The sequence below is a fragment of the Streptomyces venezuelae genome, assembly GCF_008642355.1.
GTDB classification, from domain to species: Bacteria; Actinomycetota; Actinomycetes; order Streptomycetales; family Streptomycetaceae; genus Streptomyces; species Streptomyces venezuelae_B.
This window is the reverse complement of sequence record NZ_CP029193.1, coordinates 5,229,559-5,246,372: the sequence shown is the minus strand read 5'-3', so window position 1 is coordinate 5,246,372 and position 16,814 is coordinate 5,229,559. Positions and strand designations below refer to the sequence as shown.

Sequence of the window (16,814 nt, the reverse complement as noted above, 5' to 3'; positions counted from 1 at the left end):
GACCTCAAACACAAGGAGTTCCCCTTAGTGGCACTGAATCTCGCTTCTCTCCCCCAGGCCAACGGCGGCTGGTTCAAGCCAAAGGACAACATCGACGCGGTGGCGATCCTCGTCGAGGTCAAGGACTTCCAGCGCCAGAGGCCCACGCCGAACGGCCCCAAGGACAGCGCCCTGTGCGACATCTCCATCTGGAAGTCGCGCGAGCAGCTCGGCGCTGCCCCGGAAGTCAACCTCGGTCAGCGCATCGAGCAGACGGTTCTTGCGCGCGACCTGGAGACCGTCGTGGGTCAGGCCGTGCTCGTCACCGTCGATCAGGTGCCGTCCAAGAAGCCTGGCGGCAACCCGGCGTGGGTCTGGAAGCCGGTGACGGACCCGGAGATCGTCGCGGCCGTCGTGGCATACGGCGAGAAGCGCGACGCGGCCGTGACCGAGGCCGCCGCAGCGGCGCCCGACTTCGACTGACGCGGAAGGCCGGCACGGGGGCGGCCGTCCTGGTCGCCCCCGCCTCACCCAGAAAGGAGACACCGAGTGCTGACCCCTGGTCGCTCGCTGACGATGCACGCAGAATCCGGCCGCGAGCTGCCGCGCGTGGAGGCGTTCGAGGCGCTGTACAACCTGGGCTGCCGTCCGCGTCACGGTGAAGTCGTGATGATCGCCGGGCGGTCCGGCACCCAGAAGAGCGGGCTCGCTTTGTTCTGGGTCGCCCAGATGAACTTGCCGACCCTGTACTTCAGCGCGGATATGTCGGCCTTCACTGCGAGTAGCCGCCTCGCGAGCATGGCGACCGGCGACACGACGGAGATGGTCGAGGCCGGGATGTCTGCTGGCGGCCGGTATCGCGAGACGTACGTGAACGCCTTGCGGGGCTCGCGGATCACCTTCTCGTTCGGCAGCCCGATCACGTGGCGCGCGGTCGACGAGGAGCTGGAGGCGTACGTCGAGCTCTGGGACGCCTACCCAGAGGTCTTCGTCTTCGACAACCTCATGGACTTCGAAGGCGCGGAAAGCGACTACACCGAGCAGATGGCCGTGATGTCCAACGCGACCGAGCTGGCCCGCGCGACGGGCGCGACCGTGATCATCCTTCACCACGCGTCAGACAAGTCCTGGGAGGCCAAGAGCGATCCGTGGGCACCGCCGAGTCGCGACCAGGTGAAGGGCGGCTTGAGCGAGAAGCCGGAGCTCTCGCTCTCCGTGGCGCTGGACCCGAACAGCCTGGAGTACCGGATCGCGGTGATCAAACAGCGCATGGGCCCGTGCGATCCCACGGCCCGCCGATATGCCTCCCTGCGATGCCACCCAGACGTGACCCGCTTCTCGAAGCTGGAGCGGATGACCCTCTTCAACCCCCCGGAGCCGAAGCCCTGGTCCCCCACGGCCGTGCTCGACAAGGCTTGACCCGAAAGGCTAAGTGTGACCGACATAGCGGCGAGGAACCGCAGGAACCGGCGCGCAGGCGCCCGTTGGGAGGCCGAGTTCCGCGACGAACTTCGCCAGGCCGGATACGACATCGAACGACTGCGGCTGACCGGCACCGAGGACGAGGGCGACCACGTGATTCGCCGCCAGCCGGTTCGGCACCGTCCGTTCCTGATCACCGAGACGAAGAACGCGAAGTTCGAGCCGGGCACCTTCATCAAGGAGGCCCTTCGCGAGCGGGACAACTACGCGAAGCACCGCGACCTCGATCCGCGAGACGTAGACGTGGCTGTGATCGTCCGGCGACGGGGCGCGAGCTGGCGCCACGCCTACGTGCTCAGCACGGTCGAGGAGTTCTTCGACCTCCCCCCGGAGGCCGCCTCGTGAGGCTGTACGAGGAGGTCGAGGAGCAGGCCCGCATCTGCCGCGAACTCGTCGAGCTGCTGGACGACTTCACCACTCCGCAGGGCCTCGACGAACTCGGCTACGACGTCCACGCCCGCTCCTTTCGGGGGGAGCGCGTCGCGTGATGCCGGCCGAGGAGGTCTGCGGGTTCGAGGCGTTCCTCGACTGCCTCAACGATCTCGACTTCGACGGCCAACTCCTCTTGGAAATCGAGGAGTTCTTCGAGATCCCGATGCACGACCTCGACGAATGGATGCTGCCGTGAACCTTGGCCGCCTCCGGGACGGCTTCGAGGACCAGGAGCACGAGAAGCCCACACTCGCCGCCGTCCTCGATCACTACGAAATCGACTACAACCCCGAGCGCACGACGGGCATGGCCCCGTGCCCTCTCCACGACGACAACACGCCGTCGTTCTCGTACCACCTCGACCGCGGATTGTGGAAGTGCCACTCGTGCGGCGAAGGCGGCGACAGCTACACGCTGCTGATGAAGAAGGAGCCCACAGACTTTGCCGGAGCACGAGCCCTTGCGACCTCTCTCGCCCTCGCAACGGGCGATGCTGGAGGAGGCGACGAGCGCGTATCAGGCAGCGCTTACGCCGGACGCCGCGCGGTATCTCCTCGCTCGCGGAATCAGCAAGGACGAGGCGGCTACGTACCGGCTTGGCGTCGTCGCTGACCCTCACCCCGGCCACGAGCGGCAGGTGGGCCGCCTTGCGATCCCGTACCTGGCGCACGACGGGCACCCGCTCACGATCCGCTTCCGCTGCCTGGAAGACCACGACCACCGGGCCTACTGGCACGGGAAGTACAACACCCTGAAGGACGACCCGCCCCGGCTGTACGGGGTGGAGGCGATCCACGCGGCGGGCGACGAGATCCACGTGACGGAGGGCGAGCTCGACGCGATCACCCTCCGCCGCCTCGGTCTCCACGCGGTCGGCGTACCAGGGGCCGCCCTGTGGCAGCCGAGGCACCGCCGGATGCTGGCGGGCTTCTCTCGGGTGTGGGTCTGGGGCGACCCGGACGAGGCGGGGGCCGAGCTGGTCACCCGCGTGTGCAAGTCCCTGCGAACGGCCCGAGGCGTCCGCCTGCGCGATGGCGACGTGACCGAGACGTACAAGGCCGGAGGCGCTGACGCCCTCCTCTCCCTGATCGACGAAGCGAGCAAGACGAAGTGACCGAGACGACCGCGAAGAAGACGACGACCAAGAGGCCGGCGCGGAGGCCCGATCCCGCGACGGCCGTCCTCGCGGAGGTGAAGGCGGCCCGCAAGGCGTACTCCGGCCAGTCCATGCCGGTCGCGGGCGGCCATAACCCGCTGAAGGGCCGGGAGCACCACGAGCGCGAGGCGAATCGGTGGATGGCAGCGGACACAGCCCGCAAATTCGACGGCGTTCCCGGCTGGGACTCCGCCGTCCTGGCGCAGGCGTACCGCACGCTCGCTGAGTGCGAGCCGGAGCACGTCCGGGCCGGGCTGATCCGCCTGGCGGCCCTCGCTGTCTCGGCGGTGGAGTCCCTCGACCGGGAGGCGCCGTGACGACCCGCTGTGACCTGCCTGGGCGTCCGGGCCCTCGGCTTCAAGCGATCTGGGCGGCCCTCGACGGGGCCGAGAGGAAGGCGTTCGAGCGCCACCTCATGAACGACACGGCCGCCGAGGATCTCGTCTGGATTCTCGACCGCTACGGACACCGTGTGTCCGCCTCCACCATCCGCACGTATCGGCGCCGACTGCGCCAGGAAGCGAACGATTCTTGAGCGACCTTCTCGAAGAGCTCCTGTCGAAGCCCGTGGGCCCGACCATCCCGGCTCGCCAGACCGATCCGGACAGGGACTTCACCCGGCAGATCGAGGTGAGCGGCGACGCGGCCGAAGTCACCGTTCGCGGCCCCGAGAGCATGGACCCGCAGGGCAGCGCGGCGGCCTGCTTGAAGGCGCAAGGCCTCGACCCGGCCGACTGGGAGGTGAAGGGCTTCCGGTCGAGCGAGTGGACGATGCCGAACGGCGAGACTGGCGTCTCGGCGCGCTTCCAGTTCGCGAAGAAGACGCCCGCTGACCGGTCCGGCCTGGACGTTGACGAGCTCCTGGCGGCCATCGATAACCACCAGCCTCGACAGCTCGCCACGGCCGAAGAGGGTGACCACACGTTCGTGATCGCGCTCGGCGACATGCAGTTCGGCAAGGCGGACGGTGACGGCCCGGCGGGCACCCTGAAGCGCACGATCGAGTGCATCGACCGCGCGGCCGACCTGTTGGACGTGTACCGGAAGCGGTTCGACATCGGGCACGTCCACATGGGGTGGCTCGGTGATCATGTCGAGGGCTTCGTGTCGCAGGGCGGCTCGAACTCGTGGCGGACCTCGCTGACGCTCACGGAACAGATCCGCCTCACCCGCCGCGTGATGCTGCACGGAGCGCTCACCATGGCGCCGCTCGCCTCCCGCGTGTCGATGGCCGCAGTGCCCGGCAACCACGGCGAGGCCGTCCGCATCGCGGGCCGGGGCGTAACGCGCTACGACGACTCCCACGACACCGAGTCCTTGATCTGCGTCCGCGACGCCCTGGCGCTGGCCCCCGAGCGCTTCGGCCACGTGGAGTTCTACGTCCCAGACACCGACGAACTGACCGTGGTCGTCGACTGCTCGGGCACCACCGTGGCTCACGCCCACGGGCACCAGTGGAGGCCCGGCCGGCACTTCGAGTGGTGGAAGGGGCAAGCCTTCAACAAGGCGTCCGCCATGCACCAGGCAGACCTTCTCCTTGCCGGTCACCTTCACCACGAACACGTGGACACGGACGGCCCGCGCACCTTCCTTCAGCCCCCGGCCATGGAGAGCGAATCGACCTGGTGGCGGCACGCGAAGGGCACCACGGGAGCGCCGGGCCTGATGGTCGCGGTGACGAAGAACGGCCACACCCCCGTGAAGGAAGTGGTCCGGTGAGCGCTTCCCACGACTGGACGCTCCTCGACGACCCGCAGGTTCAGCGCGTGATCGATGTGGTGGCCCGCAAGTTCGGCACGGAGTACGGGCTCGCCCTGGAGCGGGATGACGCCCGGCAGGAAGCCGCGCTCGTCGTCGCCGAGAAGGGCAGCGAAGCACGCCAGATGCTCGCGGCCGGTCCCGGCCTCCTGCACCGCTGGCTGTGTCAGCAGCTCCGGAACGCGTGGCTCACGGACCTTCGCCACCAGTCGCGACACCTGTCCTACGAGGCGGCCCTGAACGGGGCCGAGAAGGGTCTCCTGTGAGTACGTACGACCGCCGGGTCATCGAGCACCTTCTCCCGGCCGTGTGGTCACCCGAAGCCGCGTACGGCATCCGGAACCCGGCCGCCCCGGACGCTGACATGCCGAAGGGCACCGTCGACAAGCGGGCCGCGGATTCCCTCTTCGCCCACCTCGCCGACATCCGCCGAGCCTGGGCGGCCTGCCCGCTCGAACTGGGCGAGCGCCGGGCCCTGTTCCTGCGGTTCGCCCTCGACTGGCCAGACGCCCTGATCGCTGCCCGAGACGGAGTGACCGACCGGGCGGTGCGGTACCGCGTCGAGCGCGGCGTGGGCAAGCTCGCCGCGTGGCTGAACGGCCGGACCTACATCGACGGGTACGACGAGCTGGAGGCCGCCGCATAGGCCAGGACGCGGCGGTGAGGGATCAGATTGGGCCAGGTCACAGCCGTATGCGGCTGATCAACTGCTCGTCCCTCCCGCCTCGTCCGCCTAGGGTCTTCTTCGAAGTCCTGGCAAGTTCTGGCAAGTTCCTCGCCCCACGGCGATGTCGCGGGCAAGCTCAGGCACACAGATCGTCACGGACGTTCGAGGAGGACATCATGGCCCTGGTTATGCTCGGCAAAGACCCGGAGAGTCCTAGCGGCGGATCGCCCACCATCTACCTCGACGATGAGAAGGACACCTACCTCGTTCAGGGGTGGAAGGTGGAGGAGACCGAGCGCCTCAAGGTGATGGACATTCCCGGCCACGAGTCGGTGGTGGAGATCCCCCGGCGCATGGTGCAGTTCTTCATGGAGCTGAGCCAGGAGACCAAGGACGCCGACCCGGAGGTGAAGAAGGATGACGCGGACCCCGACGTTTGAGGAGCTGTTCCGCGACTGCCAGAGGACAGCCGTCCATCTGGAAATGCGCGACGCCTACATGAAGTCCGACCCAGCCTTCGTCGACTGGAAGGCCGGCATGGCTCTCGACCCCGCCGAGCGCTGGGCTGACTGGCACGCGATCGTCACAGAAGCGACCTCGCGGGGCGTCGAGGTCCGGCGGGCGCGCATTGTTTCGACGCCCGTCAGCGAGTACATCCGCTTCGAGTACGAGGTGACCGACGGGCTGAACATCGCCGCCGGGGAAAGCGTGCGCTGGCTCTCGCGCCGCGACGCCACCAGCCTGGCGCTTCCGGGCAACGACTTCTGGCTGTTCGACTCCAGCCTTGTACTCGTCAACCACTTCGACGGCGAGGGCGAGAACATGCTGTTGGAACTGACAGAGGACCCAGAGGTGGCCAAGCTCTGTGACTCGGCCTTCGAAGCCGTGTGGCAGCGAGCGACTCCACACGCAGAGTTCGAGCTGATCTGACAGCTCTAGCCGCATCGACATGACATCACCATCTTCGAGCGTCCAGGAAGCCCGCAAAGCGCTCGGGAAGCGACTGGCCGACATCCGCCTTGCAGCCGGAATCACCAAGCGGGAGTTGGCCAAACGTTGCGGCTGGCACGAATCGAAGGCTTCGCGCTTCGAGAGGGGCACTCGCGCCCCCTCGGAGCGCGACCTTCGCGCTTGGTGCGCGGCCTGTGACGCGCAAAGCCAAGCGGAAGACCTCATCTCGACGGCCCGCGGAATCGAGGGCATGTACGTCGAGTGGCGAGACATGGAGGCCAGCGGCCTCAAGCTGGCGCAGGAGTCTGTGGTTCCTCTCTGGGAGCGCACAGAACGCTTCCGCATTTACTCGCCCTGGCTCATTCCTGGCCCCGTACAAACGGCCTCGTACATCACTGCCCTTTTGACTTCCCTCCGCGACCGTCGAGGAACCATCGACGACGTGCCGGCCGCAGTGAAAGTACGCGTCGAGAAGCAACAGGTCGTCTACGGGAAACACAAGTTCGCCATCATCCTGGAGGAGAGCGTCCTCCGAACCCGCATCGGCGGCACTGACGTGATGGCGGGGCAGCTCGGTTACCTGCTGAGCGCTATGGCGCTGCCGTCCATCAGCATCGGCATCATCCCCCAGGACGCCGACCGCTCGGGCCTGTGGCCCGTCGAGGGATTCTTCCTCTACGACGACGAGCTGGTGAACGTCGAGCTGATCTCGGCCCACCTCACCATCGTCCAGCGGCACGAACTTGCCATGTATGCCAAGACGTTCGCTGAACTGGCCGAACTTGCCGTCACGGGCGCCGCTGCGCGTGAACTCATCACCGCGGCCATCGAATCTCTAGGGTGAATCACTGGCAAGTCCGGGCACACTCGTGGCCCCCCACATGCCCCCTTTCCTAACTTCATTGGCACGGCTCAAAACGTGCCCGGAGGGGGCAGTGATGGCGTTGGCAAGTATCGGCAAGGAAAAGGGACTAGTCGGGAACACGGTGGACGGGCCCCCGGCTGTCATCGACGTTGAGGCGATCTCCTCGCACACCGACTCCGTACTCACCATGCGGATGGACTCCTCGACCCGTGCAGACATAGACGGCGTCACGCCGGCCATCGTCCGGCAGCTCAACTCTCTGCTCGGTGAGGACTTGGGTGCGGAGGATGACCCGCAGGTGCGGGAGCTCGTCCGCAAGGGCAACAACCTGATCGACCCCAAGAACCGGCCGACCGAGAACACTCCGGCTTTCGGGGCGTTCCTCTACCTTCGGGACGCGGCAACGCTCACTCGACGACTCCTCTGGATCTACACCGAACGCAACGGGCTGGGCACGCCGTGAGCGTCAAGGAAGCCCAGATCATCCGAGAGCTCTCGCACTACATCCACGAGCACCAGGACGAGCGGATGGCACTGATGCCGGTGTATGACGCCGCCGTTGACCACTCACGGCGCCGAGCTTGCACCCACGAGCAGCGTTGCCCTCTCGTCGTCACGGGGGCCGTCGTCGTGAACGAGGATGGCCGCGTCCTCTGCCTGCGGAACGGGCCCCGCTTCGCCCTGGCCGAGGCCGAGCCGGAAGACGAGGACGACACGCTCAGCGGTGCCGCTCTGCGCCTGCTGGCTGAGCAGGTCGGTATTCGGGACGTGTGGACCCAACCGGGCGCCGAGGGGGCCTTTCTGGTCGACGTGACCAGGCCGGGACACCACCACTACGGCCCTCGGCTCCGAGTCGGCCTCCGCTACCTGTTCCGCGCGCACTCCGGCGCCGTCTTCCCCTCAGCGATCGAGATGGGCGCAGCCGCCTGGATGCCTCTCTCCGAGATCGGTATCGAGGCGGTTCAAGAGCGCGTCGAGAGCCTCTTGGTCGGAGCCCGATGAGCCACCGTGCCCAGCAGTTCGCTTACATGGCTGCCGTCTTCTTGATCGGTGGCGCCATCGTGTTCGGAATCTGGAGGGACTGAATGCGGTACGTCCACCAGAGCAGCAAGGCTGCGCGCGCTGAGGCGCCGCCTGCCCCAGTCGGGACCGTGAAGACGCACAGCACGCCCAACGAGGTCCGCATCGGCGACTTCGTACTTCTCGACGGCCAGTACCAGCGGATACGGGACATGCGATCCCTGGGCACCGCTTCCGTTCGCGTCCTGCACTTCGCCGGACGGCCGCCCTGGATCATGCGCAAGGCGCGCACCGTCTGCCGCCCCATTTGATCAGCCCGCTCGGGCTTCGTACCAAACACCTTCACCGCACGACGCGAGGAGCTTTGGCATGGAATTTCGCAAGGTCCATGGGGCGGGCAACGACTTCGTCCTCGTCACCAACGCGGAGCCGAGAGACGCCACGGTCTGGGCCAAGACGGCAGAGCGCCTGTGTGCGAGGCGTACCGGCGTCGGCGCCGATGGCCTGGTCATCAGCCGTCCCGCCGAGGACGACACCGACGTGCTCGAAGTCGCCTGCTTCAACGCGGACGGGTCGGCGGCAACGATGTGCGGCAACGCGCTGCGGTGCGTGGCGTGGGTCGCCTACGACGAGAGCTCGGGGTCGACGACCGCCATGAAGCTCCGCATGGCGGGAGTCATGCACGAGGCGCTCGTCGACCAGGCAGCCGTATGGGTCACGGCCGAAGTGGGCGCCATCCAGCCCCGCGTTGTGCAGACGATCATCAACGGCAGGCCGACGTGGTTCGACAGCGCGCACACCGGCACGGAACACGTCGTCGCCGTCGTGGACGACGTGGACGCCATCCACGCGGAAGTGGTCGGCCGAGTCGTGCGGCACCACAAGAACGTGGCGCCGCTCGGCACGAACGTCAACTTCGTCCAGCGCCTCGGCCGCCAGGCGCTCAAGATCCGCACCTACGAACGCGGTGTCGAAGCCGAGACGCTCTCCTGCGGCAGCGGGGCCGTCGCAGCCGTCGTCGTCGCCACCATGCGCGGTCTCGTCGCCAAGCGCGAGGTCATCGTTCACAACCGGGCCGGTGAGCCGCTCACCGTCCGTCCGCACGACGACCGCCCGAATCGGGCCGCCTGGGTTGGCGGGCCGGTCACCCAAACCTTCGAAGGGGTACTCGCATGACCGTCTTTCTCGACTCCAGCTCGAAGCAGGCGGCACACAAGGCCGCCGAGGAGCTCCGCTCGTGGGGGCAGAGCCGACAGGGCCTCGGCGTCGCCCTCATCTACGGGCCGGTGTCCGCCGAAGACAGGCTCTACCACTCCGAGTGCCCCGTCGAGCAGCGGTCCGTGACCGCCCTGGGCGAGGCACTCGAAGAGATCGGCGCTCGGTGGAAGGAGCTGGACCCCACTCAGCCCGACTTCATCCGGGAGCTGGTCTCGTACGACGTGGCCCTCTCGAACCTGCACGGTCCGTACGGCGAGGACGGCCGCCTTCAGGGCCTGCTCGACTACCTTCGCGTGCCCTACTGCGGCAGCGGGGTCGCGGCCTCCGCGGTCGCCGCCGACAAGATCCTCTGCAAGCGGATCATGCTGACCCTGGGCGTCCCGACGCCCGGCTGGCGCGTCTGGTCCGGCGGGCCTGTGAACTGGGGCAGCCGGGCCGTCATGGTGAAGCCTCCCTTCGGGGGGTCCAGCGTAGGCATGAGCCTCGTCCGCGACGTGGCCGAGCTGCCCCGCGCCCTGGCGGAGGCCGCCGGCGAAAGCGGCGACGAGGTGCTCGTCGAGGACTACGTCGTCGGAACCCCCGTAACCGTGGGCATGCTGGAGCTTCCCGGCGGCTCCGTCATGGTCTTCCCGCCGCTGACCACCGAGGCGACCGATGCCGAGTTCTACGACGCCGACGCCAAGCTCGACGTGGACTCGAAGGGCGCCGTCACCGTCCGCGCCGCCGAGCTGGAGACCGTAGCGATGAACCGGATCGCCATGGACGCCCGGACGCTGTGGGAAGGGATCGGACTGCGCGGCTCGGCCCGCATCGACTTCATCGTCACCGAGAAGGGCGACGCGTACGTGCTGGAGGTCAACAGCACGCCGGGCATGTCCCGTGACAGCAACTTCGCGGTCGGGGCGGCGATGGTCGGGCTCACGCACACGGATGTCGTACTGGCGATGCTTCATGAGGCCCTGACCCGGCCGCCGTACGATGTTCCTCTGCCCACTCCCGTGTTCTCCAGCACCACGGTGACGCGGGAGGCTGCCGTCTCCCTGTAGGAGCAATGCCGCTGTGCCGCGCGCCCACGAAGTCCCCATGTGCCGACAGCTCATCACCCCCGCCGAATGGGATCTCCACGGAGGGTGGGCACTGGGAGACAGGATCGAATGGTCCAACCGGGCGTGCGGCCTGGCGTCGCTCCGGATGATTCTCCTGGCCTACGGTCAGGAAGCGCCCACAGTGACGGAACTCCTGAAACTGGCTGTCAAGAACGAAGTGCTGACGCCCCGCGGAGCCCTGCACGCAGGGATCGCAAGCCTGGCCACCGAGCTAGGAGTTCCCTCGACCGCTGAACCCGTCCTCGTCGAGGAACTGCCGGCCAGACTCTATGAAGCACCACTCATCGTGTCCGTGACCGAGCAGTTCCCCGACGATGGACGTTCGGGCGGCCACCTCGTCATCCTGCGCGGATACGAAGACGGCCCAGATCCAACCATCCACTTCCGCGACCCGTCCGCGTGGGGCCAGAGGCACGACAGCGTTCCACTCAGCCGCCTGGCCCCCTCTTACACGGGCCGCGCGATTACCTTCGCTCCCCTGACCAACGGAGAGTTCCGATGACCGAGGCAGACGGTTCGACCGCCACCGGCGTAACCGATGCAGAAGCCCAGCCTGTAGGCGGACGGACGATCGCTGTACTGGGCGAGATGCTGGAGCTGGGCGACGAAGCCGTAGAGGCCCATCGTTCCGTTGGTCGCATGGCTGGCGAGCTGGGCGTTGACATGGTGATCGGCGTCGGCGGGGACATGGTGAAGCAGCTCGTTCTATACGCGGGCGCGGCCGGGGTGCCTGAACTCGCGATGGTCGCCGACAACAAGACCGCCGCAGAGCTACTCGAAAAGATCCTCCTACCTGGTGACAAGGTGCTCGTGAAAGCGTCGCGCGGCGGCATGTTGTGGCAGGTCGCCCAGCGGTTGACTGGGCAGCCCGTCACCGGCTTCTGATAGTCCATCGCCTAGAGATCGCGAGCGTCCGCGAGGTCTTCGACGGCCTCCCGGACCACCTCCTCCTCGGCCCCCGCCCCGTCGCTGGCCTCCAAAACCGCGTCGACAACTTCGTTCACAGCCACTCGTGGAACGTCGTCTGGGTCGTGCACGATCGCCGTACTCTCCGACTTCACGACGCCCGTCTCTGGGTGCTTCACGGTCGTCGTAATCGTGCACGGCTTCCGCTCACCGGGTCGCGACTCCTCGACGGGTACCTCCGCCTCGACGGTGACAGCCACGTCGTCGCTGACCGTCGTGGAGCCCGTGACCGTGACCGTGTCGGTTACCGGGTCAGGCTCGGACACCTCAAGCTCGACATCGGCGCCGTACATGCTCAGGTCTGCCAGGAAGGCACGGAACGGGTTGAAGGGCCCGAGAACATCCTCGATCGGGTCCGGAATCTGGTCCTTGAGCTCCTGCTCGAAGACATCGGCGACTGATGGCTTCTCACGCTTCTCCGGCGGGCGGCCCTGCCCCTTCCCGTCCCCCGCTTGCCGTTCCTCGTCCCGTCGCCCCTGAGTGCCGGCGCCTTCACGTCGCCCCTGGTTCACCGGCTTGCCGCCACCCGCGCTTCGAGCTGGGGCGTCTACCGATGCGTGGTCGACCTCGGTAGGCGCAACCTTCCGGTAGACGGGCTGGCGTGCGCCCCCGTCCGCCAAGACGGTGTCCTCGCCGACAGTCTCAGAATCCGCGCCGTACGCAAGATCGTGCGCCGCTTCCTTCGGCATCCCCCGGCGCATGGCCTCGGCCACAACGGCGCGGCACTGCTCCTCGGTCAATGGGACACCCGCGATGCCGCCGTGCCCGTCGAAGTACGTGGGGACATACCCGTCGCGCTCGTCACCGCTGAAGACCGGCGCGGGCTGCGCCTGCCCCTTCGAGGGGACCGCCTCTTCGCCCGTCTCCACGTTGTTGCCGGGCATGTCGGCCTCAGTGGGCCCATGGTCGGGCACGGCGGCGAAGGGGGTCCTTTTCGCTGCCTGCCCGTGACCGTCCTCGACGACCGCCATGGTTCCCGTGAAGACGACGGCGGTGGCCAGTAGGCCGTATCCGAGAGCCGCTGACGCCCGATGCTCGTGGCCTCGCTCGGGTATGGCGAGCAGGTCAACAAACGCGGACTTCATGCGGCTGGACAAGGCAGTCCTCCCCCTTCGGAACGTCATGTTCCGCCAGTAGAACATGGAACGCCTGTTCGAGAGCAAGGAGTATTTGAGTGCCTTCCGGTCTCATCCTTCAGTCGTACAGAAAGCGGACATAAGGAGGATGCGGACGGCCCGCGAGACGCTCTCCAAGACAGGCAGAGTCACCCAGCACCGATCCAGCACGGTGCAGGTGATGAGGGGTGATGACAGGTGACGAGGTGTCAGATTATCCAGCACCGATCCAGCACGGGAAAAACTTAGGGGCCCAGCCTCGAAAGGCTGGACCCCTTCTGACCTGCATGTTTGCCAGATCAGCGACGTGGTGGTATGTCACCCACTAAACATTGAAGCGGAACTCCACCACATCCCCGTCCTGCATCACATACTCCTTGCCCTCCATGCGCGCCTTGCCCGCCGCGCGGGCCTCGGCGACCGAGCCCGTCTCGACCAGGTCCTCGAAGGAGATGACCTCGGCCTTGATGAAGCCCTTCTGGAAGTCCGTGTGGATGACGCCGGCCGCCTCGGGGGCCGTGGCTCCCTGGGGGATCGTCCAGGCGCGGGATTCCTTCGGGCCTGCCGTGAGGTAGGTCTGGAGGCCCAGGGTGCGGAAGCCCACGTGGGCGAGGGTGGCGAGGCCGGGCTCTTCCTGGCCCACCGACTGGAGGAGTTCGAGGGCCTCGTCCTCGTCCAGCTCCGCGAGGTCCGACTCCAGCTTCGCGTTGAGGAAGATCGCCTCCGCGGGGGCGACCAGCGCGCGCTGGTCGGCCTTGAACGCGTCGTCCGTCAGCTCGTCCTCGTCCACGTTGAAGACGTAGAGGAAGGGCTTGGTGGTGAGGAGGTGCAGGTCGTGGAGGAGCTCCTCACGGCCCGAGCCCTGGACGATGCCCGCGGAGAACAGCGTGTCGCCCTTCTCCAGGATCGCCTGGGCCTCCTCGACCGCCTTGACCTTGGGCGCCACGTCCTTCTTGATGCGCGACTCCTTCTGGAGGCGCGGCAGGACCTTCTCGATCGTCTGGAGGTCCGCGAGGATCAGCTCGGTGTTGATCGTCTCGATGTCGTCCTTCGGAGACACCTTGCCGTCCACGTGGACCACGTTCTCGTCCTTGAAGGCACGGATGACCTGGCAGATCGCGTCCGACTCGCGGATGTTCGCGAGGAACTTGTTGCCGAGGCCCTCGCCCTCGCTCGCGCCGCGCACGATGCCCGCGATGTCGACGAAGTCGACCGTCGCCGGGAGGATCTTCTGGGAGGAGAAGATCTCGGCCAGTTTCGTGAGACGGGCGTCAGGTACGCCGACGACGCCGACGTTGGGCTCGATCGTGGCGAACGGGTAGTTGGCCGCCAGCACGTCGTTCTTGGTCAGGGCGTTGAACAGGGTCGACTTGCCGACATTGGGCAGACCGACGATTCCGATCGTGAGCGACACGTTGCGACTTCCCGTACGTGAGGGCTGTGGGTGGACGGCCCGGAGGGCCGGAGCGACCGTGGGGCGATCCCCCAGTCTACGGCGTGCGTCCGGCGCCCCCGCCTGCCCGTCGCCTCCGCTTCGAACGGATGGCCAAGGTCGGCCCAAGGGCGTGTCCCGTGCCGGATTCCGCGCCGCGCCCCGCCTAGGTTGGTCCAGTGGAGCAACACAGGACGCGTCCCCCTCAGTCCGGCCCAAGGACCACCTCACCGGCCCGGCCCCGCCGGCCTGCCCCGCTGCCCCCACAGGGACGGCCCGCCGCGGCGGGCACGACGTACCGGTCCGCGCCCCGTCCGCGCCGCCCCGTTCCACCGTTCGTCCGGGCCCTGCGCAGGGCCCCGCTGTACCGCGCGCTGCGGCGCATGCCCAACCCCCGTCTGACGGGGCTCGGCAGCGGTCTCTTCTGCACGGCGGTGATGTTCCTGCTCGCCTGCCTGCTGCATCTGATCGGCGACGGTTCCGTCGTCGCGTACGGCGTGCTGTTCGTGCCCGTCGCCGCGCTGACGGCCCTGTGGGTGCGCCCCGCCGACCTGGTCACCGCCCCGGTGGCCGTGCCGATCGCCTTCGCCGCCGGGGTGCTGCCCGTGGCGGAGGGCACGGCCGGGTTCGGCGGTCGGTTCATGGGGGTCGTGACGACGCTGGCGCTCCAGGCCGGCTGGCTGTACGGCGGGACGCTCGTCGCCGGACTCATCGTGACCGTACGGAAGATTCGGCTGATGGTGTCGCGGAGGCAGGGCGCACGGCCCGTGCAGCCGACGCGTCCGGCCCAGGGCGGGGGCACGGCTTCCGCCGGCAACGGCGCCGGGGGCACCGGTACCGCCGGGAAGCGCCTGCCCACCGCCTAGACCGGCGCCGGCGTCACGCCTCCGCCGCCGCCATCGCCGCTCCCACGATCCCCGCGTTGTTCTGCAGCTGCGCCGGGACGATCTCCGCCGAGATGCCCTTGATGAGCGGCAGGAACTTGTGCGACTTGCGGCTCACGCCGCCGCCGATGATGAACAGCTCGGGCGAGAACAGCATCTCCACGTGCGCCAGGTACTTCTGGACGCGTCGCGCCCAGTGCTCCCAGCTCAGGTCCTCGTCCTCGCGCGCCTTGGAGGAGGCCTTCTTCTCCGCGTCGTGGCCGTGCAGCTCCAGGTGGCCGAGTTCCGTGTTCGGGACCAGGCGGCCGCCGGTGAACAGCGCGCTGCCGATGCCCGTGCCGAGGGTGAGCAGGATGACCGTGCCGGTACGGCCGCGGCCCGCGCCGAAGTGCATCTCGGCGACGCCTGCCGCGTCCGCGTCGTTCAGGACGGTCACCTGGGTGCCGCCGAGCCGCTCGGAGACGAGCTTCCGGATGTCCGTGCCGATCCAGCTCTTGTCCACGTTGGCGGCGGTACGTGCCGTGCCGTTCGTGATCACGCCCGGGAAGGTGGCGCCCACGGGGCCCGTCCAGCCGAAGTGCCGGACGACCTCGCACACGCCGTCGACCACGGCGTCCGGTGTCGCGGGTTGGGGGGTCAGCACCTTGTGGCGCTCTTCTGTCAGGTCTCCACGATCCAGGTCAACGGGAGCGCCCTTGATCCCGGATCCGCCGATGTCCACACCGAAGATCTGCATGGCTCCCACCGTACGGCGCCCGCGCCGTGCGCGCGGGGCGGCCCGGCCGCCTCAGCTCTGCGACAGCTGCGCCGCCTCGGCGCGCAGGTCCCTGCGGAGCTCCTTGGGCAGCGAGAAGGTGATGGACTCGTCGGCCGTCTTGACGGTCTCCACGTCGCCGTAACCCCGCTCGGCGAGCCACTCGATGACGCCGTCGACCAGCACGTCCGGCACGGAGGCTCCCGAGGTCAGGCCGACCGTCGTCACACCCTCCAGCCACGCCTCGTCGATCTCGCCGGCGTTGTCCACCAGGTACGAGGCGGCGGCGCCCGCGTCCAGGGCGACCTCGACCATGCGGATGGAGTTCGAGGAGTTCTTGGAGCCGACGACGATGACGAGCTCGGCGTCCTCGGCGAGCTTCTTCACCGCGATCTGACGGTTCTGCGTGGCGTAGCAGATGTCGTCGCTGGGCGGCGAGAGCAGGTTCGGGAACTTGCCCTTCAGGGCGTCGACGGTCTCCATGGTCTCGTCCACGGAGAGAGTGGTCTGGGAGAGCCAGACGACCTTGTCCGGGTCGCGGACCTCGACGTTCGCGACGTCCTCGGGGCCGTCGACCAGCGTGATGTGGTCAGGCGCCTCACCCGACGTACCGATGACTTCCTCGTGGCCCTCGTGCCCGATGAGGAGGATGTCGTAGTCCTCCTTGGCGAACCTGACCGCTTCCTTGTGGACCTTCGTGACCAGCGGGCACGTCGCGTCGATGGTGGCGAGCTTGCGCTCGGCGGCCTCCGCGTGGACGGTCGGGGCGACGCCGTGCGCCGAGAACATCACGATGGACCCCTCGGGCACCTCCGCCGTCTGGTCGACGAAGATCGCGCCCTTCTTCTCCAGGGTCTGCACCACGTACTTGTTGTGGACGATCTCGTGGCGTACGTAGATCGGGGCCCCGTACTGCTCCAGGGCCTTCTCGACGGCGATCACGGCACGGTCCACGCCCGCGCAGTAGCCACGGGGAGCGGCGAGCAGGACACGGCGGGAGCCAGGCGTAGCAGTCATGCCCCCCATCGT

Annotated in this window: 27 protein-coding genes; 23 read left to right on the top strand and 4 right to left on the bottom strand. The window is 67.8% G+C overall.

Annotated elements, in window-relative coordinates:
- Positions 1 to 27: 27 nt before the first annotated feature.
- From DEJ47_RS24490 to DEJ47_RS24395, 22 genes are all read left to right on the top strand, one after another.
- On the top strand, positions 28 to 462 hold the full coding sequence (locus DEJ47_RS24490) for a hypothetical protein (RefSeq protein ID WP_150171662.1): 435 nt from the start codon (positions 28 to 30) through the stop codon (positions 460 to 462).
- A 66-nt stretch (positions 463 to 528) separates the two neighbouring features.
- On the top strand, positions 529 to 1,398 hold the full coding sequence (locus tag DEJ47_RS24485) for an AAA family ATPase (RefSeq protein WP_223828485.1): 870 nt from the start codon (positions 529 to 531) through the stop codon (positions 1,396 to 1,398).
- Between the two features lie 15 nt (positions 1,399 to 1,413).
- Complete coding sequence (locus tag DEJ47_RS24480) at positions 1,414 to 1,806, top strand: hypothetical protein (RefSeq protein ID WP_150171660.1); 393 nt, start codon at positions 1,414 to 1,416, stop codon at positions 1,804 to 1,806.
- Positions 1,803 to 1,949, top strand: a complete 147-nt coding sequence (locus DEJ47_RS36535) for a hypothetical protein (RefSeq protein ID WP_190415540.1) — start codon at positions 1,803 to 1,805, stop codon at positions 1,947 to 1,949. The genes DEJ47_RS24480 and DEJ47_RS36535 overlap by 4 nt, the downstream gene beginning before the upstream one ends.
- On the top strand, positions 1,949 to 2,089 hold the full coding sequence (locus tag DEJ47_RS36530; RefSeq protein WP_190415538.1) for a hypothetical protein: 141 nt from the start codon (positions 1,949 to 1,951) through the stop codon (positions 2,087 to 2,089). The genes DEJ47_RS36535 and DEJ47_RS36530 overlap by 1 nt, the downstream gene beginning before the upstream one ends.
- Complete coding sequence (locus DEJ47_RS24475; RefSeq protein ID WP_223828484.1) at positions 2,086 to 2,505, top strand: CHC2 zinc finger domain-containing protein; 420 nt, start codon at positions 2,086 to 2,088, stop codon at positions 2,503 to 2,505. Before DEJ47_RS36530 ends, DEJ47_RS24475 begins: the two co-directional genes overlap by 4 nt.
- A 25-nt stretch (positions 2,506 to 2,530) precedes the next feature.
- Positions 2,531 to 3,007: a toprim domain-containing protein gene (locus DEJ47_RS24470; RefSeq protein ID WP_150171656.1), complete on the top strand. Its 477-nt coding sequence runs from the start codon at positions 2,531 to 2,533 to the stop codon at positions 3,005 to 3,007.
- Entirely contained in the window at positions 3,004 to 3,366 is a 363-nt protein-coding gene (locus DEJ47_RS24465) for a hypothetical protein (protein ID WP_150171653.1), read from the top strand. The genes DEJ47_RS24470 and DEJ47_RS24465 overlap by 4 nt, the downstream gene beginning before the upstream one ends.
- Positions 3,363 to 3,584 (top strand): hypothetical protein, encoded by a 222-nt coding sequence (locus DEJ47_RS24460; RefSeq protein ID WP_150171651.1) that lies wholly within the window; start codon positions 3,363 to 3,365, stop codon positions 3,582 to 3,584. The genes DEJ47_RS24465 and DEJ47_RS24460 overlap by 4 nt, the downstream gene beginning before the upstream one ends.
- Entirely contained in the window at positions 3,581 to 4,768 is a 1,188-nt protein-coding gene (locus DEJ47_RS24455; RefSeq protein WP_150171649.1) for a hypothetical protein, read from the top strand. The genes DEJ47_RS24460 and DEJ47_RS24455 overlap by 4 nt, the downstream gene beginning before the upstream one ends.
- Positions 4,765 to 5,073, top strand: a complete 309-nt coding sequence (locus tag DEJ47_RS24450; protein ID WP_150171647.1) for a hypothetical protein — start codon at positions 4,765 to 4,767, stop codon at positions 5,071 to 5,073. Before DEJ47_RS24455 ends, DEJ47_RS24450 begins: the two co-directional genes overlap by 4 nt.
- Entirely contained in the window at positions 5,070 to 5,453 is a 384-nt protein-coding gene (locus DEJ47_RS24445; protein WP_150171645.1) for a hypothetical protein, read from the top strand. Before DEJ47_RS24450 ends, DEJ47_RS24445 begins: the two co-directional genes overlap by 4 nt.
- Before the next feature lie 197 nt (positions 5,454 to 5,650).
- A complete protein-coding gene (locus tag DEJ47_RS24440) occupies positions 5,651 to 5,914 on the top strand; it encodes a hypothetical protein (RefSeq protein WP_150171643.1) in 264 nt (87 codons plus the stop codon).
- A complete protein-coding gene (locus DEJ47_RS24435; protein ID WP_190415536.1) occupies positions 5,892 to 6,404 on the top strand; it encodes a DUF6879 family protein in 513 nt (170 codons plus the stop codon). The genes DEJ47_RS24440 and DEJ47_RS24435 overlap by 23 nt, the downstream gene beginning before the upstream one ends.
- A 19-nt stretch (positions 6,405 to 6,423) precedes the next feature.
- Positions 6,424 to 7,269, top strand: coding sequence for a helix-turn-helix domain-containing protein (locus DEJ47_RS24430; protein WP_150171641.1), 846 nt, complete (start codon positions 6,424 to 6,426; stop codon positions 7,267 to 7,269).
- Between the two features lie 94 nt (positions 7,270 to 7,363).
- The gene (locus tag DEJ47_RS24425; RefSeq protein WP_223828483.1) at positions 7,364 to 7,753 is read left to right on the top strand and encodes a hypothetical protein; all 390 of its coding nucleotides are present in this window, start codon (positions 7,364 to 7,366) and stop codon (positions 7,751 to 7,753) included.
- Positions 7,750 to 8,292 (top strand): NUDIX hydrolase, encoded by a 543-nt coding sequence (locus DEJ47_RS24420; protein WP_150171639.1) that lies wholly within the window; start codon positions 7,750 to 7,752, stop codon positions 8,290 to 8,292. The genes DEJ47_RS24425 and DEJ47_RS24420 overlap by 4 nt, the downstream gene beginning before the upstream one ends.
- A 149-nt stretch (positions 8,293 to 8,441) precedes the next feature.
- Complete coding sequence (locus DEJ47_RS24415) at positions 8,442 to 8,621, top strand: hypothetical protein (RefSeq protein WP_223828482.1); 180 nt, start codon at positions 8,442 to 8,444, stop codon at positions 8,619 to 8,621.
- A gap of 58 nt (positions 8,622 to 8,679) precedes the next feature.
- Positions 8,680 to 9,486, top strand: coding sequence for a diaminopimelate epimerase (gene dapF, locus DEJ47_RS24410; RefSeq protein ID WP_150171635.1), 807 nt, complete (start codon positions 8,680 to 8,682; stop codon positions 9,484 to 9,486).
- A complete protein-coding gene (locus DEJ47_RS24405) occupies positions 9,483 to 10,574 on the top strand; it encodes an ATP-grasp domain-containing protein (RefSeq protein ID WP_150171633.1) in 1,092 nt (363 codons plus the stop codon). Before dapF ends, DEJ47_RS24405 begins: the two co-directional genes overlap by 4 nt.
- Positions 10,575 to 10,611: 37 nt before the next feature.
- Positions 10,612 to 11,136, top strand: coding sequence for a C39 family peptidase (locus DEJ47_RS24400; protein WP_150171631.1), 525 nt, complete (start codon positions 10,612 to 10,614; stop codon positions 11,134 to 11,136).
- Positions 11,133 to 11,519, top strand: a complete 387-nt coding sequence (locus DEJ47_RS24395; protein WP_190415534.1) for a glutamate ligase domain-containing protein — start codon at positions 11,133 to 11,135, stop codon at positions 11,517 to 11,519. Before DEJ47_RS24400 ends, DEJ47_RS24395 begins: the two co-directional genes overlap by 4 nt.
- Positions 11,520 to 11,530: 11 nt before the next feature.
- Here the strand turns inward: DEJ47_RS24395 and DEJ47_RS24390 are convergent, their stop codons facing one another.
- Positions 11,531 to 12,742: a hypothetical protein gene (locus DEJ47_RS24390; protein WP_150171629.1), complete on the bottom strand. Its 1,212-nt coding sequence runs from the start codon at positions 12,740 to 12,742 to the stop codon at positions 11,531 to 11,533.
- 298 nt (positions 12,743 to 13,040) lie between these two features.
- Positions 13,041 to 14,129, bottom strand: coding sequence for a redox-regulated ATPase YchF (ychF, locus tag DEJ47_RS24385; protein WP_150171627.1), 1,089 nt, complete (start codon positions 14,127 to 14,129; stop codon positions 13,041 to 13,043).
- A gap of 401 nt (positions 14,130 to 14,530) precedes the next feature.
- Here ychF and DEJ47_RS37035 point away from each other — a divergent pair, with 401 nt between their 5' ends.
- A complete protein-coding gene (locus DEJ47_RS37035; protein ID WP_223828481.1) occupies positions 14,531 to 15,013 on the top strand; it encodes a DUF6542 domain-containing protein in 483 nt (160 codons plus the stop codon).
- Positions 15,014 to 15,026: 13 nt separating this feature from the next.
- Here DEJ47_RS37035 and ppgK read toward each other — a convergent pair whose 3' ends face one another.
- Together ppgK and DEJ47_RS24370 are read right to left on the bottom strand one after the other, a co-directional pair.
- Positions 15,027 to 15,767 carry a polyphosphate--glucose phosphotransferase gene (gene ppgK, locus DEJ47_RS24375; protein WP_150171625.1) on the bottom strand — a complete coding sequence of 247 codons (741 nt, stop codon included), beginning with the start codon at positions 15,765 to 15,767 and terminating at the stop codon, positions 15,027 to 15,029.
- 51 nt (positions 15,768 to 15,818) lie between these two features.
- The gene (locus DEJ47_RS24370) at positions 15,819 to 16,811 is read right to left on the bottom strand and encodes a 4-hydroxy-3-methylbut-2-enyl diphosphate reductase (RefSeq protein ID WP_190415531.1); all 993 of its coding nucleotides are present in this window, start codon (positions 16,809 to 16,811) and stop codon (positions 15,819 to 15,821) included.
- Positions 16,812 to 16,814: the final 3 nt, after the last annotated feature.

Excerpts from the sequence above, each read along its gene's own strand:
- DEJ47_RS24435 (WP_190415536.1), top strand. The coding sequence starts at position 5,892 with ATGACGCGGACCCCGACGTTTGAGGAGCTGTTCCGCGACTGCCAGAGG.
- DEJ47_RS24405 (WP_150171633.1), top strand. The coding sequence starts at position 9,483 with ATGACCGTCTTTCTCGACTCCAGCTCGAAGCAGGCGGCACACAAGGCC.
- DEJ47_RS24430 (WP_150171641.1), top strand. The coding sequence starts at position 6,424 with ATGACATCACCATCTTCGAGCGTCCAGGAAGCCCGCAAAGCGCTCGGG.
- DEJ47_RS24390 (WP_150171629.1), bottom strand. The coding sequence starts at position 12,742 with ATGTTCTACTGGCGGAACATGACGTTCCGAAGGGGGAGGACTGCCTTG.
- DEJ47_RS24395 (WP_190415534.1), top strand. The coding sequence starts at position 11,133 with ATGACCGAGGCAGACGGTTCGACCGCCACCGGCGTAACCGATGCAGAA.
- DEJ47_RS36530 (WP_190415538.1), top strand. The coding sequence starts at position 1,949 with ATGCCGGCCGAGGAGGTCTGCGGGTTCGAGGCGTTCCTCGACTGCCTC.
- ppgK (WP_150171625.1), bottom strand. The coding sequence starts at position 15,767 with ATGCAGATCTTCGGTGTGGACATCGGCGGATCCGGGATCAAGGGCGCT.
- DEJ47_RS24440 (WP_150171643.1), top strand. The coding sequence starts at position 5,651 with ATGGCCCTGGTTATGCTCGGCAAAGACCCGGAGAGTCCTAGCGGCGGA.
- DEJ47_RS24400 (WP_150171631.1), top strand. The coding sequence starts at position 10,612 with ATGTGCCGACAGCTCATCACCCCCGCCGAATGGGATCTCCACGGAGGG.
- DEJ47_RS24370 (WP_190415531.1), bottom strand. The coding sequence starts at position 16,811 with ATGGGGGGCATGACTGCTACGCCTGGCTCCCGCCGTGTCCTGCTCGCC.
- DEJ47_RS24425 (WP_223828483.1), top strand. The coding sequence starts at position 7,364 with ATGGCGTTGGCAAGTATCGGCAAGGAAAAGGGACTAGTCGGGAACACG.
- dapF (WP_150171635.1), top strand. The coding sequence starts at position 8,680 with ATGGAATTTCGCAAGGTCCATGGGGCGGGCAACGACTTCGTCCTCGTC.
- DEJ47_RS37035 (WP_223828481.1), top strand. The coding sequence starts at position 14,531 with ATGCCCAACCCCCGTCTGACGGGGCTCGGCAGCGGTCTCTTCTGCACG.